We start from the raw sequence: 14,683 nt of genomic DNA, 5'->3' as shown, positions 1-14,683 counted from the left end.
GGCCGACCGGGGCGGCTAAGGTCGCCGGCATGGAGAACGCCGTGTCGCGCCTGCCCTCGGGTACACAGTGGACCATTGCCGCCGACGGCCACGAGGCGGTCATCGTCGAGGTGGGCGGTGGGCTGCGGTCGTACCGGCACGACGGCGTGGACTACCTCGACGGGTACGAGGCGGAGGAGATCTGCCCCGGCTCGGCCGGCCAGGTGCTCGCGCCGTGGCCGAACCGGATCCGGGACGGGGCGTACACGTTCGGCGAGCGGTCCCTGCAACTCGACCTCTCCGAGCCGGCCCGGAACAACGCCATGCACGGCCTGGTCAACTGGGTCTCCTGGCACCTCATCGAGGAGGCGGCGGACGCGGTCACCGTCGGCTACGACCTCCCGCCGCGCCCCGGCTACCCGTGGCCGCTGCGGCTGCGTAGCCGGTTCAGCGTGGGCGCGGACGGGCTGCGGGCCGAGCACGAGGCGACCAACCTCGGCGACGAGCCGGCGCCGTTCGGCTTCTCCGTGCACCCGTACCTGCGGCTGCCCGACGTGCCGGTGGACCAGATCTCGCTGCGCGTGCCGGGGCGTACCCGGGTGCTGCTGGACAGTCGGCTGCTGCCGGTCGGGGCGACCCCGGTCGTCGGCACCGAGTACGACTTCACCGCGCCCCGCCCGATCGGCGACGCGGTGCTCGACGTGGCCTTCGGCGATGTCGTCCGCGACGACGACGGCGGTTCGGCGGTGACCCTGGCCGCCGGAGACGGCGCCAGCGCAGTGCACGTCTGGGCGGACCGCGAGTTCGGCTGGTGGCAGGTCTTCACCGGGGACACCCTGACCGGGCAGCGGCAGCGCCGCTCGGTGGCGGTGGAGCCGATGACCTGCCCGGCGGACGCGTTCCGCTCCGGCAGGGACGTGATCACGCTGAAGCCGGGCGCGACCTGGCGGGGCGCCTGGGGCGTCCGGCCGGGGGTCTGAGCGGCATGGAGTTCGCCGAGGTCGTACGACGCCGTCGGATGGTGCGCAACTACGACCCGGACCGTCCGGTCCCGCCCGACGTGGTGGACCGACTGCTCGACCACGCCGTCCGGGCGCCCTCGGCCGGATTCGCGCAGGGCTGGGGCTTCCTGGTGCTGGAGACCCCGCAGGACCGGGAACGGTTCTGGACGGCGGCCACCCCGGCCGGCGGCGGGCGGGAACGCTGGCTGGCCGGGATGCGCCGGGCCCCGCTGATCGTGGTGCCGCATGCGAACCGCTCGGCGTACCTGGAGCGCTACGCCGAGCCGGACAAGGGCTGGGCGGACCGTTCGGCCGAGCGCTGGCCGGTGCCGTACTGGTACGTGGACACCGGCTTCGCCGCGCTGCTGATGCTGCTCACCGCCGTCGACGAGGGGTTGGGCGCGTGCTTCTTCGGCATCCCGCCGCACCGGTTGGACGCCTACCGGGAGGCGTTCGGGGTGCCCGAGGAGTACCAACCGATCGGTGCTTTGACCGTGGGTTACCGCGCCCCCGACCACCGGTCACCGTCGCTGCGCCGGGGGCGCAGGCCGGTGGATGAGGTGGTCCGGCGCGGCCGGTGGAGTTGAGTGGGATTCGGGTGGTCCCGGGCGGGTATCGACGGTAGCGAAAGCGACATGAGGGAGTAAAACGCGGTGTGGCGGCGGCGGTTAGGCTGGCACGGACATCAGTGCCGCGCGTGCGGCGCCACGGCGTGACCCGGCTCCGCGCCGTCGGTCGGCCCGGCCACGGGGAGGGGAGCGTGCCGTGATCTTCAGAGCGGTCCGGGACGGGCGTCCCTACCCGGAGCACAACCTCACGCTCAAGCAGTGGGCGGAGATCCCGCCGCGCCCGCTGCGGCTGGACCAGCTCATCACCACCAAGCGCGAACTGGCGCTGGACAAGCTCCTCGCCGAGGACTCGACCTTCTACGGCGACCTGTTCCCGCACGTGGTGCAGTGGAACGGCGGGCTCTACCTGGAGGACGGCCTGCACCGCGCGCTGCGCGCCGCGTTGCAGCAGCGCAACCAGATCCACGCCCGGGTGCTGGTGCTCAGCGGTCAGGGCGAGTGACCACCGGCCTGAAGACTCGTTAGGGTGGCCTTCATGAGCCCTCTCGACCTGCTCGACGTCGACGCCTCGCTGAGCGAGGAGGAGCGCCAGATCCGCGCCGTCGTGCGCCGGCTCGTCGACGACCGGGTACGCCCGCACGTCGCCGGCTGGTACGAGCAGGGCCAGGTGCCCGCCCGCGAGCTGGCCCGCGAGTTCGGCAAGCTCGGCCTGCTCGGCATGCACCTGACCGGGTACGGCTGCGCCGGCGCCTCGGCCGTCGCGTACGGGCTGGCCTGCCTGGAGCTGGAGGCCGGCGACTCCGGCGTCCGCTCGCTGGTCTCGGTGCAGGGCTCGCTCGCCATGTACGCCATCTGGCGTTACGGCAGCGAGGAGCAGAAGCAGCGCTGGCTGCCCGCGATGGCGGCCGGCGAGGCGATCGGCTCCTTCGGGCTGACCGAGCCGGACCACGGCTCCGACCCGGCCTCGATGGCCACCCGTGCCCGGCGCGACGGCGACGACTGGATCCTCGACGGCGCCAAGATGTGGATCACCAACGCGCCGATCGCCGACGTCGCGGTGATCTGGGCGCGCACCGATGAGGGAGTTCGCGGGTTCGCCGTACCCATGGACACGCCGGGGGTGACGGCGCGCGAGATTCGGCTCAAGATGTCGCTGCGCGCCTCCCTCACCGGCGAGATCGTCCTCGACGGCGTCCGGCTCCCGGCGGACGCCCGACTGCCCGAGGCGGTCGGGCTGAAGGCGCCGCTGAGCTGCCTGACCGAGGCCCGGCACGGCATCGTCTGGGGCGCGCTCGGCGCGGCCCGCGACTGCCTGGAGACCGCCCTGGACTACGCCACCACCCGCACCCAGTTCGGCCGCCCCCTCGCCGGCTTCCAGCTCACCCAGGCCAAGCTCGCCGACATGGCCGTCGAGTGGAACAAGGGGCTGCTGCTCGCGCTGCACCTGGGCCGGCTCGCCGACGCCGGGAAGCTGCGCCCCGCGCAGGTCAGCGTCGGCAAGCTCAACAACGTCCGGGAGGCGCTGGACATCGCCCGGCAGTGCCGCACCATCCTCGGCGCGAACGGCGTCTCGGGCGAGTACCCGGTGATGCGGCACGCCAACAACCTGGAGAGCGTGCTGACCTACGAGGGCACCTCCGAGATCCACCAACTGGTCATCGGCCAGCAGCTCACCGGCCTCTCCGCCTTCGCCTGACCTACGGGTTCACCCGTTCGGGCCGCTCGCCGAGCGGGTGTCGCACCAGGCACGTACCGTCGTCGGAAGACGACGTGTCTGACGAGGACGGTGAGGGCGATGGCCCGCGACGGTGACATCAACGAGCCCACGAGGGAGTTCCCCGGCTACCCGACCGCCGACACACTTCCGGCCCGGTCGGACGGCCCGACCGAGCCGCCGGCCGGCGGGCGCGGGTCCGCCGGCGGGCCGGTGAAGGGCCTGCTCTGGGTGCTCGGTGCGGCGGCGCTGGCGGTGGTGGTGCTGCTCGGCGCCCAGACCACCGGCATCTTCCCCGACTTCCGTAACCCCTTCGCCGAGGAGCAGACCGACCGCAGCCAGCCGTCACTGCTCAAGTCGATCCAGGACCTCAGCCGCTACGTCGCCGCCGAGGGCAACTTCCAGGTCGTCGTCGACCTGCAGAACGACCGGAACAACGTGCCCGACTGGCTGCTCAACCAGCGCACCCTCTTCGTCGGGGCGGGCAGCGTCGAGGCGTACGTGGACTTCTCGACGATCGCCGAGGGGGCGGTGGTGGAGTCGGCGGACGGCAAGTCCGTCGAGATCAAGCTGCCCGCGCCGCAGCTCGGCAAGACCAACCTCGACCTGGAGTCCAGCTACGTCTTCGCCGAGGAGCGCGGCCTGCTCAACCGGGTCGGCGACCTGGTCAAGGGTGACCCCAACCGGCAGCAGCAGGTCTACCGGCTCGCCGAGGAGAGGATCACCACGGCGGCCCGGGACAGCGGGCTGCACCAGCGCGCCGAGGAGAACACCCGCAAGATGCTGGAGGGGCTGCTGCGCTCCCTCGGCTACGAGAAGGTGACGATCACGTACACCACGCCCTGACGGACGACGGCGGGGGCGGGCGCTGTCACGCGCCCGCCCCCGCCCGCGTCGTCGTGCCGGCCGTGGCCGCCCTGCGCGTGGCCGCCCTGCGGGTGGCCGGTCGGGGGTGGCCGGTCGGGGGTGGCCCTGCGAGCGGCGGTCACGCCGACGATGTCGTCAGTAGCGGGTGGTGGCGTACCGGTCCTCGTTCGGCATCAGGATCCACAGGACCAGGTAGACGATCACCTGGGTGCCGGGCAGCAGCAGCGACAGCAGAAAAAGCAGCCGGATCAGGTTCGGCGAGGTGTTGAAACGGTGGGCCAGACCCACGCAGACACCGGCGAGCATGCGCCCCTCGCGGGGCCGGACCAGTTTGCGACTCATCGTCGTACTCCCACTCTGCGGCGATCCGCCGCTCTACGATCCACGGTAGGAAGCGACGGCCACCGTGCCCTCCGTCCCGAGAGGGACCTGGTGGCCCCGTACCCGTAGGTGGTTACCCGAGTCGGCCTCGGCCGACGCCTCCGCACGCCCGCGCTCACCCGTCCGTGCTCACCGTTACCGGAATCGCCCCGGCGGATTCGTCCTCACCACCTACGCCACCCTGTGCCCCCGGTCCGCCCGGCGACAGCCCCGCGCCCACGCCGTACCTCGCTTCCCAAGATCGCGGCGTACCTCGCTCCCCAAGATCGCGCTCGATGCGGGAAGTAGTGGTATCCGCGCGACGGGGAGGCCCCTACTTCCGTGATCGAGCGCGATCTTGGCGCGGGGCGCGTGGCGCGTGGCGCGTGGCGCGTGGCGCGTGGCGCGTGGCGCGTGGCGCGTGGCGTGGGGCGTGGGGCGTGGGGCGTGGGGCGCGTGGCGTGGGGCGTGGGGCGCGTGGCGTGGGGCGTGGGGCGTGGGGCGCGTGGCGCGTGGCGCGAGGTGCGTGGCGCGAGGTGCGTGGCGCGAGGTGCGTGGCGCGGGGTGCGTGGCGCGTGGCGCGGGGTGCGTGGCGCGGGGCGCGTGGCGCGGGGCGCGGGGTGCGGGGGGCGGTGGGAGGGGGATGAGGCCCTGGGTTTGCCGGAATGTGCGGGGGAAAGCCACCGGCGGTGGGCGGTGAGCTGGGCGGGTAGGCTCGCCGGTCGACGCCGTCGACAACCCGGACGGCGCCCGACGACCGCCCCGACCGGGACGGTCCCCCACCCGGACCGGACCCCGCACCACCGGGGGACGACGGCGAGGAAGTGCAGCCATGATCAGTGTCTTCGACCTCTTCAGCGTCGGCATCGGGCCGTCCAGCTCACACACCGTCGGCCCGATGCGGGCCGCCCGCACGTTCGTCGCCGGGCTGAAGGCCGAAGGTCTGCTCGCCGACGTGACGCAGGTCCGGGCGGAGCTGTTCGGGTCGCTCGGCGCGACCGGGCACGGCCACGGCAGTGATCGTGCCGTGCTGCTCGGGCTGGAGGGCGAGGCCCCGGAGACGGTCGACACCGACAGCGTCGGCCCACGGGTCGCCGCGATCCGCGAGCGTCGGCGGCTGAGCCTGCTCGGCGCCCAGGAGATCGACTTCGACCCGGACCGCGACCTGGTGCTGCACCGCCGCCGCTCGCTGCCGTTCCACCCGAACGGGATGACCTTCGCCGGGTACGACCGCACCGGCGCGGAGGTCCGCGCCCGGACGTACTACTCGGTGGGCGGCGGTTTCGTGGTGGACGAGGAGGCCGCCGGGGCGGACCGGATCAAACCGGACACCACCCGGGTCCGGTACCCGTTCTACACCGGCGCGGAACTGCTGGAGGTCACCGCCGCCACCGGGCTGTCGATCAGCGAGGTGATGCTCGCCAACGAGCTGTCCTGGCGCAGCGGGGCGGATGTCCGGGCCGGCCTGCTGGATATCTGGCGGGTGATGCGGGAGTGTGTCGCGGCGGGCTGCGCGCGGGACGGCGTGCTGCCGGGCGGGCTGAAGGTCCGCCGCCGGGCGGCGGAACTGCGCCGCAGCCTGGAGGCGGAGAACGAGGCCGACCCGCTGCGTGCGATGGACTGGGTGACGCTGTTCGCCCTCGCGGTCAACGAGGAGAACGCGGCCGGCGGGCGGGTGGTCACCGCCCCCACCAACGGTGCGGCCGGGATCATCCCGGCGGTGCTGCACTACTACACCCGCTTCGTGCCGGACGCCTCCGAGCAGGGGGTGGTCCGGTTCCTGCTGGCCGCCGGGGCGATCGGGGTGCTGTTCAAGGAGAACGCCTCGATCTCCGGGGCGGAGGTGGGCTGCCAGGGCGAGGTCGGGTCGGCCTGTTCGATGGCCGCCGCCGGGCTGGCCGAGGCGCTCGGCGGCACCCCGGCACAGGTGGAGAACGCCGCCGAGATCGGCATGGAGCACAACCTGGGGTTGACCTGCGACCCGGTCGGGGGGCTGGTGCAGATCCCGTGCATCGAGCGGAACGCGGTGGCTAGCATCAAGGCGATCACGGCCGCCCGGCTGGCGCTGCGCGGGGACGGGGTGCACGCCGTCTCGCTCGACAAGGTCATCAAGACCATGCGGGAGACGGGCGCCGACATGAAGGTCAAGTACAAGGAGACGGCACGCGGCGGCCTGGCCGTCAACGTGATCGAGTGCTGAGCGGGCGTTCGTTCACCGACTGCTAACCTGTCGTCCGTCGGTGAGGCGGGAGGCGACGGTGACCGCTGGCGTCGCGGCCTTGTGGTCGCACCGCAACTCCCTGCGCATCCTGGTCAAGCGTGACCTGGCGGTGAAGTACCAGCAGTCGGTGCTCGGCTACTTCTGGTCGCTGATCGAGCCGCTCGGCATGGGCGCGATCTACTTCTTCGTCTTCGGCGTGCTCTACTCCGGCGACACCAGCCGGCACCTGGGGCAGGCGGCGGAGTCGTACCCGCTGTTCCTGATCACCGGCATCTTCGCCTGGATGTGGACGAGTTCGGCGCTGAGCGAGGCGACCAACGCGCTGACCGGGCAGTCCCGCCTGATCACCACGATGAACGTGCCCCGGCAGGTCTTCCCGATCGGTCGGGTCACCGGCCGCTTCGCCGAGTACGTCGCCGGTCTGCCGATCCTGGTCGCGGTCGCCGCCGTCTACTTCGCCCACGGGCGGATCGATCCCGGCTGGTCGCTGCTCGCGCTGCCGCTGGCGGTGCTGGTGCAGGCGACCCTGCTGGTCGGCCTGTCGCTGCTGCTGTCGGCGGTCAACGTGCTGATGCGTGACGTCGAGCGCTTCATGCGGCTGATCATCCGGGTGCTCTTCTACGCCACGCCGATCATCTACCCGTTGAGCCTGGTCCGGGAGTCCGGCCTGCCGGGCTGGGTGAAGGTGGCGTACGAGCTGAACCCGCTGGTCGGGATCTTCCAGCTCCAGCACGCCATCTGGTACCCGGACGAGTTCCCCGACGCCCGGCTGCTGGCCACCACCGTCACCGGCAGCCTGCTGGCGCTGGTCGCCGGGTGGTGGGCGTTCCGCCGGCTCGAACCGGCCGTGCTCAAGGAGCTGTGACGGTGGCCCCCATCATCGAGGCGGAGGGCCTCGGCATCCGGTTCGTCCGCAACCGCCGCCGGCAGTTGCGGCTTCGTGAGCTGTTCATCCACCGGGGCGGGCGCGGCGCGGCGGCCGGGCAGTTCTGGCCGCTGCGCGACGTCTCCTTCACCGTCGAGCCGGGCGACACGCTCGGGGTGATCGGGCGCAACGGCACCGGCAAGAGCACCCTGCTGCGGCTGATCGCCGGGGTGCTCATCCCCGACGAGGGGCGGATCCGGGTCTCCGGTGACGTCGCGCCGCTGCTGGAGCTCTCCGCCGGTTTCTCCAACGACCTCACCGGGCGGGAGAACCTCTACCTGGTCGGCGGGCTGCACGGGCTGTCGTCGGCGTACCTGAAGCGGCACTTCGACGACATCGTGTCGTTCGCCGGCGAGCAGGTGGAGCGGGCCATCGACACCTCGGTCCGGCACTACTCGTCCGGGATGAAGGTCCGGCTGGGCTTCGCGATCATCTCGCACCTGCCGCACCCGATCCTGCTGATGGACGAGGTGACCGCGGTGGGCGACGCGGAGTTCCGCAGGAAGTGCTATTCGACGATCGACCGACTGCTCGCGGAGGGGCGCACCTTGGTGCTGGTGTCACACAACGAGAAGGACCTGACCCGGTTCTGCCGTCGAGGGCTCTACCTCGACGGCGGGCGGCTGACCGTGGACGGCACGGTCGCCGAGGCGCTCGACGCGTACCACGCCGCGGTCCCGCGGTGACGCTCGCGATCGTGCTCGCCGCCGGTGCGCCGGCCGCGGGCCTGCCCACCTCGACCGGGGAGCGCCTCGACGCCCGGCTCGCCGACCAGTGGCGCCGGGCCGGGGCGGACGCCGTCCGTACCGTCGCGGACCTGGGTGAGCTGGCCGCCCTGCTGGACGCCGTCACCGGCCCGGTGGTGGTGAGCGGGGCGGACCTGGTCGCGCACACCGCCGTACTCAAGCATCTGCGGACCAGCCCGGTCGGGCCGACGGTGGCCTTGGTGCTGACCGAACCGCCGGCCGACGGTCGTGTCGCGGTGCGCGAGGAGCGCGGCCAGGTGGTCGACGCCGGGCCGGAGCTCGCCGACGCCACCGGCGTGTTCGGCGGCGCGCTGCGGGTCGGCGCGGGCGACCTGCCGGCGCTCGCGGCCGCCGCCCGGGCCGCCGCCACGCAGCCGGCGGCCGGGCCGGCGGTGGACCGGCTCTTCGCCGCCCTCACCGCGCTGGGCACGCTGACCTTCGCCCACCGGGTACGCCTGCTCGTGGCGCACCGGGTCGGCGACGCCACCGGGTTGCGCGCCGCCGAGGCGGCGCTGTCGGGGGTGGACGAGGACCGGACCGAGCTGCGGCTCTCGGTCAAGGAGCGGGACGACTTCTTCACCACCTACTTCGTCAGCACCTGGTCGCCGTACGTGACGAAGGCGTGTGCCCGGATCGGGCTCGGCCCGACCGCGGTCACCATGGTCTCGGTGCTCTTCGCCGCCGCGGCGGCGGTGCTCTTCGCCGTCGGTGGCCGGCCCGCCCTGGTGGCCGGCGGTGTCCTGCTCTACCTGGGGTTCGTGCTGGACTGCGTGGACGGCCAGTTGGCCCGCTACACCCGGCACTTCAGCGCCTGGGGCGGCTGGCTGGACACGATGGCCGACCGGGCCAAGGAGTATGTGGTCTACGCCGGTCTCGGCTTCGGGGCCACCGCTGCCGGTTTCCGGTACGGCTGGGCCCTGGCGATCGCCGCGATGACCCTGCAGACCGTCCGGCACATGACCGACGCCTGGTACGGGGTGCTGCACGACGAGGCGGCCCGGCGTCCCCGCCTGGCGGCGGGCGCGGGCAGCGGCATCGGCGGGATGCTGAACGCCGCCTCGACGAAGGTGCAGGCGGACACCGGCTCGGTGTCGTACTGGCTGAAGCGGACGGTGGTCTTCCCGATCGGCGAGCGGTGGGCGCTGATCGCGCTGACGGCGGCGCTGTTCAACCCGACGGTCAGCCTGATCGCGGTGCTGGTCTGGGGAACGCTGGCGTTCGCGTACACGGGGGCGCTGCGTACCCTGCGGGCCCGCTGGATGTGGGTGCCGGTGCTGGACACCGTCGACGCCACCCTGCACCGCGACGACGGTCCGCTCGCGGCCCGGCTGCCGGTCCTGCGGCCGGTGGGGCCGCTGACGCTGGCGGTGTTCGGGGCGTTCGGGCCGGCGGTGCTGCTGCTGGTGGCGCTGGTCGGGGCGGACGGCGGGGACGCGGGCGGGCTGCGCTGGTGGCTGCCGGTGGCGCTGCTGGTGCTGCTGGCCGGCGGGCTGGGGGCCGGTGCGGCGCACAACGGGCCGCTGGACTGGCTGGTACCGGCGGCGTTGCGGGCCGGCGAGTACCTCTTCGCGATCACCGTCGGGGTGGTCGGCGGGGCGCCCGCCTGGCTGGTCTTCGGGTACGTCTTCGTGCTCACCCTGCACCACTACGACCTGACCGCCCGGCTGGAGAAGCGGCAGGCCGCGCCGCCGCTGCATGGCTGGACGCTGGGCTGGGAGGGGCGTTCGGTGCTGCTGGCGCTCACGGCGATTGCCGGTTTTGCGGGCATGAGTCTGGCTACACTCGGTGCGTACCTTCTCGTGGTTTTCGTGGCGAGTGTCGTCCTGACCTGGGTCGTCCTGCCGGCCCGCGCCGCGCGGGCGACGGCCGTGCCGGTCGGAGGCGGCTCGCCGGGCTGACGGAGGGCGGCCGGGATGACCCTGATCAGCTTCGTCGTCCCGGCCCACCGGGTGCAGGGCTACCTGCGCGAATGCCTGGACTCGCTGCTCGGGCAGCCGTTCGGCGACATCGAGGTGATCGGCGTCGACGACGCCTCGCCCGACGCCGTCGGCGACATCCTCGACTCCTACGCCGCCCGTGACCCCCGGGTCCGGGCGGTCCGGCTCACCGAGAACGTCGGTCTCGGTCCGGCCCGCAACATCGGCCTGGACCGGGCCGTCGGGGAGTACGTCTGGTTCCTCGACGGCGACGACTGGCTCGCCCCCGACTGCCTGCCGGAGGTGGCCGACCGGCTCCGCGCCACCCGTCCGGACGTCCTCGTCGTCGACCACGTCCGGGTGCACTGGACCGACACCGCGACCCGCAGCGCGATGGCGGAGGTGTTCCCGGAGCCGCCCGGCGAGGCGACCTTCCGGCTGGCCGACCGGCCGGAGGCCCTGCACCTGCTGCACACCGCCTGGAACCGGCTGGTCCGTCGGGAATACCTGACCGACCTCGGGCTCCGCTTCGCCCCCGGCTGGTACGAGGACGTCTCGTTCAGCTACCCGGTGCTGCTGGCCGCCGAGCGGATCGGCGTGCTCGACCGGGTCTGCGTCAACTACCGGCAGCGGCGGGCCGGCGCGATCACCCGGACCCGGGGGGACCGGCACTTCGAGGTCTTCGAGCAGTGGCACCGGGTGTTCCGGTTCCTCGACGCCCGTCCGGACCTGGCCGCGCTGCGGCCGGCGGTCTTCGAGCGGATGGTCTGGCACCACCTGGCGGTGCTCGGCAACGGCGAGCGGATCGCCCCTGAGCTGCGGCCGGCCTTCTTCGCCCAGGTCACCGCCGATTACCGGCGCTTCCTGCCACCCGGCGGCGCTGCGGTGCCGGACGGCGTGGAGGGGCTCAAGCACCGGCTGGTCGCGGCGGGACGCTGGCGCACGTTCAGCGCGCTGCGCGGTGCCAACCAGGCCAGGGTGACCGCCCGTGGCGCGGCCCGGCGGGCCCTGCCGGTGGCCCGGCGGGTCGCGCGGTCGGCCCGGGACGTGGCGCTGCGCGAGTACTACCGGGCCGAGCTGCGTCGGCCGATCGACCCGACGCTGGCCGTCTACGCCGCCTACTGGTACCGCGGCTACGCCTGCAACCCGGCCGCGGTGCACGCCGCCGCCCGGCGGCTCGCGCCGCAGGTCCGTGGGGTGTGGATCGTCCGGCGGGACCGGGTGGACACCCTGCCGCAGGGCACCGAGTACGTCGTCGCCGGCACCCGCGCCTACTACCGGGCGCTGGCCCGGGCGCGGTGGCTGGTCAACAACGTCAACTTCCCCGACTTCGTCCGTAAGCGGCCCGGCTCGGTGTTCGTGCAGACCCACCACGGCACGCCGGTCAAGGTGATGGGGCTGGACCAGCAGCGGTACCCGCTGGGCGCGGTCGGGATGGACTTCGCCGGGCTGCTGCGCCGGGTGGACCGCTGGGACTTCAGCGTCACCTCGAACAGCTTCTCCACCCAGATGTGGGACCGGGCCTACCCGGCGTCGTACACCACCTTGGAGGTCGGGTACCCGCGCAACGACCGGCTGGTCACCGCCACCGCCGAGGAGGTGCGCGAGGTCCGGGACCGGCTCGGTGTCGCCCCCGGCGAGCGGGTGGTGCTCTACGCGCCGACCCACCGGGAACACCTGCCGCGCTACCGTCCGCCGTTCGACCCGCGGCGGCTGCTCGACGTGCTGGGACCGGCCGGTCGGCTGTTGATCCGCAGTCACTACTTCCAGGACCGGCAGGGCCGGGCCCGGCGGCGTACCGGGGGACGGGCGGTGGACGTCAGCGACCATCGGAGCGTGGAGGACCTGTACCTGGCCGCCGACGTGCTGGTCACCGACTACTCGTCGGCGATGTTCGACTACGCGGTCCTGGACCGGCCGATCGTCGTGTACGCCCCGGACCGGGACGCGTACGCGCTGGCCCGGGGCGTCTACCTCGACGTGACCGCCGAGCCGCCGGGGGCGGTGGCGCTCACCTTCGACGACCTGTTGGAGGTGTTCCGCTCCGGCGCGGAGACGGCGGGGGAGGCGGAGCGGGCGCGGCGGCGGTTCCGGGACCGGTTCTGCGCGCTCGACGACGGTCACGCGGCGGAGCGGGTGGTCCGGCGGATCTTCCTGGACGAGCCCGCGTGACCTGGGTGTGACCTGGTGTGACGCGCTGTCATGCCATTCTCACTACCGGGCGGTTAATAGTCCTGTCATAACCTGAACACGGCACGTTTACCCGATGTGCTGGACCGGCGATCCTGGCGACAGTCAAGCGGGGTTCGGCCGAGCTGGGGGAGGAGACGGTGACCACCGTCGCGCTCAAGGATGTGACCAAGGTGTTCCAGGACGGGACACTCGCGGTCGACAGCGTCAATCTCGACGTCAACGACGGCGAGTTCATGGTGCTGCTCGGGCCGTCCGGCTGCGGGAAGTCCACGGTGCTGCGGATGGTCGCGGGTCTGGAGGATCCGACGTCCGGCGCGGTGATGCTCGACGGCGAGGTGGCCAACGACCTGCCGCCCCGGGAGCGGAAGATCGCCATGGTCTTCCAGGACTTCGCGCTCTACCCGCACATGACCGTGGGGGACAACATCGGGTTCCCGCTTCGGCTGTCCGGCGTCGAACCGCTTCCGCGCGGGGAGCGGATCCAGGACGTGGCCAGCGCGCTCGGCATCGGCGACGTGCTCGGCCGCAAACCGAGCCAGCTCTCCGGCGGCCAGCGTCAGCGGGTCGCGATGGGGCGGGCGATAGTACGCAGGCCGGGCCTGTTCCTGATGGACGAGCCGCTCTCCAACCTCGACAGCGGCCTGCGCGCCGAGCTGCGCGCGGAGATCTCCGGGCTCACCCGTGAGCTGGGCGTCACCACCATCTACGTCACGCACGACCAGGCCGAGGCGCTGACCATGGCCGACCGGGTCGCCATCATGCGCAAGGGCGTGCTCCAGGACGTGGGCACGCCCACCCAGGTGTACGGCCGGCCGGCCACCCTCTACGTCGCGGCCTTCCTGGGCAGCCCCCGGATGAACCTGCTGGAGGCGTCGGTCTACGTCCACCTCGACCGGTACATCACGCTGACCCTCGGCGACCAGGCGCTCTACCTGCCCTGGGACGACATCCGCAGCCGCGCTGTGGCGCACTACCACGGCGAGCGGATCGTGGTCGGCATGCGGGCCGAGGCGCTCACCCCGGTCGCTCCGGACACCCCTGGCGACGTGCTCCAGGGCCGGGTCCGGTACCTGGAGCACCACGGGCACGAGTCGCTGGCCTTCCTCGACATCGGCGCCACCGCGATCGTGGTGGACGAGATGGGCGCACCGGCCGAGGACGGCCCGTCCGGCCAGCGCGGCCTACGGCGCTTCGGGCAGGTCATGCAGCGGCTCGCCGGCCGGGCCGTCGACCCCGCGCCGGCCGCCGCCGCGCCCGCCCCGGGCGGCAACCGGACCAGCGTGCTCAACGACCCGGGCCGGCACCACCGCCGCCCCGCCGAGCTGGCCGTGCGGCTCGCTCCGTACCCGGCGATCTCCGCGGGCCACCCGATGTCGGTCGCGGTACGGATGGACGCCCTGCACTTCTTCGACGAGCGCGGCGACCGGATCGACGTCGGCTGGCGCTGACCGGGCTCGACTCCGACGGGCCGTGCCGGTCGTGCTCGACCTCCGACGGGCCGTGCCGGTCGTGCTCGACCTCCGACGGGCCGTGCCGGTCGTGATCGACTCCGTTGCGGCGATGTGGCGGTATCGGTCGGGCCTGGACACCGCCACGCCGCCGACATGCAGGGCGATCCTCCGCTGCTCGCCGAGCCGGCCTTGCCCGGAAAGTTACCTGCTAGTAACGTCGGTGCATGTCCATCGACTCACGCCAGGTGGCGTCCGCGCTGCTGGAAGCCGTGCCCTTCGCCCGTACGCTCGACCTGGAGGTCGTCGAGGTCGCGCCGGAAGCCGAGGGCGGCGTCCGGGCTGTCGTCCGGCTGCCCGACTCGCCGGCCACCCACAACCATGTCGGCGGTCCGCACGCCGGGGCGATGTTCACCCTCGGCGAGACGGCCTCCGGGGCGGTGGTGATGGCCGCCTTCGGCCACCTGCTCGACCGGGCGGTGCCGCTGGCCGTCCGGGCGGAGATCGGGTACCGGAAGGTGGCGATGGGGCCGGTGCTGGCCACCGCCCGGCTGGGGCGTACGCCCGCCGAGGTGATCGCCGAACTGGACGCCGGGCGGCGCCCCGAGTTCGGCGTCGAGATCGAGATCGGCACCGAGGACGGCACCCCGACCTCGGCGATGACCGTGCTCTGGACGCTGCGTCCGCACCGCTGACCCCGACGCCACGCCCCGAAAGCGGTTTGTCCGGACGATCCGCTGGATA

General features: G+C 72.9%; 13 protein-coding genes. 12 read left to right on the top strand and 1 reads right to left on the bottom strand.

Annotated elements, in window-relative coordinates; all coding sequences use genetic code 11:
- Positions 1 to 29 precede the first annotated feature (29 nt).
- The 5 genes from GA0070560_RS20670 (at position 30) to GA0070560_RS20650 (ending at position 4,109) form a co-directional block, all read left to right on the top strand.
- The gene (locus GA0070560_RS20670; RefSeq protein ID WP_091300439.1) at positions 30 to 959 is read left to right on the top strand and encodes an aldose 1-epimerase family protein; all 930 of its coding nucleotides are present in this window, start codon (positions 30 to 32) and stop codon (positions 957 to 959) included.
- 5 nt (positions 960 to 964) lie between these two features.
- Positions 965 to 1,567, top strand: a complete 603-nt coding sequence (locus GA0070560_RS20665) for a nitroreductase family protein (protein ID WP_091300435.1) — start codon at positions 965 to 967, stop codon at positions 1,565 to 1,567.
- Positions 1,568 to 1,745: 178 nt separating this feature from the next.
- Complete coding sequence (locus GA0070560_RS20660; RefSeq protein WP_046566293.1) at positions 1,746 to 2,051, top strand: type II toxin-antitoxin system VapB family antitoxin; 306 nt, start codon at positions 1,746 to 1,748, stop codon at positions 2,049 to 2,051.
- 33 nt (positions 2,052 to 2,084) lie between these two features.
- The gene (locus GA0070560_RS20655; protein ID WP_091300536.1) at positions 2,085 to 3,245 is read left to right on the top strand and encodes an acyl-CoA dehydrogenase family protein; all 1,161 of its coding nucleotides are present in this window, start codon (positions 2,085 to 2,087) and stop codon (positions 3,243 to 3,245) included.
- Positions 3,246 to 3,344: 99 nt separating this feature from the next.
- Entirely contained in the window at positions 3,345 to 4,109 is a 765-nt protein-coding gene (locus GA0070560_RS20650) for a DUF4230 domain-containing protein (RefSeq protein WP_091300432.1), read from the top strand.
- 156 nt (positions 4,110 to 4,265) lie between these two features.
- On the opposite strand, the gene GA0070560_RS20645 is transcribed toward GA0070560_RS20650, so the two are convergent.
- The gene (locus tag GA0070560_RS20645) at positions 4,266 to 4,472 is read right to left on the bottom strand and encodes a PspC domain-containing protein (RefSeq protein WP_091300429.1); all 207 of its coding nucleotides are present in this window, start codon (positions 4,470 to 4,472) and stop codon (positions 4,266 to 4,268) included.
- Positions 4,473 to 5,322: 850 nt separating this feature from the next.
- Between GA0070560_RS20645 and GA0070560_RS20635 the strand changes: the two genes are divergently transcribed.
- The 7 genes from GA0070560_RS20635 (at position 5,323) to GA0070560_RS20605 (ending at position 14,634) form a co-directional block, all read left to right on the top strand.
- Entirely contained in the window at positions 5,323 to 6,690 is a 1,368-nt protein-coding gene (locus GA0070560_RS20635; RefSeq protein ID WP_091300425.1) for an L-serine ammonia-lyase, read from the top strand.
- 58 nt (positions 6,691 to 6,748) lie between these two features.
- On the top strand, positions 6,749 to 7,576 hold the full coding sequence (locus GA0070560_RS20630; RefSeq protein ID WP_091300422.1) for an ABC transporter permease: 828 nt from the start codon (positions 6,749 to 6,751) through the stop codon (positions 7,574 to 7,576).
- Between the two features lie 2 nt (positions 7,577 to 7,578).
- Positions 7,579 to 8,322 carry an ABC transporter ATP-binding protein gene (locus GA0070560_RS20625; protein WP_091300533.1) on the top strand — a complete coding sequence of 248 codons (744 nt, stop codon included), beginning with the start codon at positions 7,579 to 7,581 and terminating at the stop codon, positions 8,320 to 8,322.
- Positions 8,319 to 10,280 carry a DUF5941 domain-containing protein gene (locus tag GA0070560_RS20620; protein WP_091300419.1) on the top strand — a complete coding sequence of 654 codons (1,962 nt, stop codon included), beginning with the start codon at positions 8,319 to 8,321 and terminating at the stop codon, positions 10,278 to 10,280. The genes GA0070560_RS20625 and GA0070560_RS20620 overlap by 4 nt, the downstream gene beginning before the upstream one ends.
- 15 nt (positions 10,281 to 10,295) lie before the next feature.
- A complete protein-coding gene (locus GA0070560_RS20615; protein ID WP_091300415.1) occupies positions 10,296 to 12,470 on the top strand; it encodes a bifunctional glycosyltransferase/CDP-glycerol:glycerophosphate glycerophosphotransferase in 2,175 nt (724 codons plus the stop codon).
- A 158-nt stretch (positions 12,471 to 12,628) separates the two neighbouring features.
- The gene (locus GA0070560_RS20610; RefSeq protein ID WP_091300411.1) at positions 12,629 to 13,939 is read left to right on the top strand and encodes an ABC transporter ATP-binding protein; all 1,311 of its coding nucleotides are present in this window, start codon (positions 12,629 to 12,631) and stop codon (positions 13,937 to 13,939) included.
- Positions 13,940 to 14,166: 227 nt separating this feature from the next.
- The gene (locus GA0070560_RS20605) at positions 14,167 to 14,634 is read left to right on the top strand and encodes a DUF4442 domain-containing protein (RefSeq protein WP_091300409.1); all 468 of its coding nucleotides are present in this window, start codon (positions 14,167 to 14,169) and stop codon (positions 14,632 to 14,634) included.
- Positions 14,635 to 14,683: the final 49 nt, after the last annotated feature.

Origin of the sequence: Micromonospora halophytica (assembly GCF_900090245.1) — a bacterium.
In the GTDB taxonomy this organism is placed as follows: domain Bacteria; phylum Actinomycetota; class Actinomycetes; order Mycobacteriales; family Micromonosporaceae; genus Micromonospora; species Micromonospora halophytica.
Note: the sequence above shows the minus strand (reverse complement) of the source record. Positions and strands in the feature narration are given on the sequence as shown.

Coding starts and splice junctions, on each gene's coding strand:
- GA0070560_RS20670 (WP_091300439.1), top strand. CDS start 30: ATGGAGAACGCCGTGTCGCGCCTGCCCTCGGGTACACAGTGGACCATT.
- GA0070560_RS20665 (WP_091300435.1), top strand. CDS start 965: ATGGAGTTCGCCGAGGTCGTACGACGCCGTCGGATGGTGCGCAACTAC.
- GA0070560_RS20655 (WP_091300536.1), top strand. CDS start 2,085: ATGAGCCCTCTCGACCTGCTCGACGTCGACGCCTCGCTGAGCGAGGAG.
- GA0070560_RS20650 (WP_091300432.1), top strand. CDS start 3,345: ATGGCCCGCGACGGTGACATCAACGAGCCCACGAGGGAGTTCCCCGGC.
- GA0070560_RS20645 (WP_091300429.1), bottom strand. CDS start 4,472: ATGAGTCGCAAACTGGTCCGGCCCCGCGAGGGGCGCATGCTCGCCGGT.
- GA0070560_RS20635 (WP_091300425.1), top strand. CDS start 5,323: ATGATCAGTGTCTTCGACCTCTTCAGCGTCGGCATCGGGCCGTCCAGC.
- GA0070560_RS20615 (WP_091300415.1), top strand. CDS start 10,296: ATGACCCTGATCAGCTTCGTCGTCCCGGCCCACCGGGTGCAGGGCTAC.
- GA0070560_RS20605 (WP_091300409.1), top strand. CDS start 14,167: ATGTCCATCGACTCACGCCAGGTGGCGTCCGCGCTGCTGGAAGCCGTG.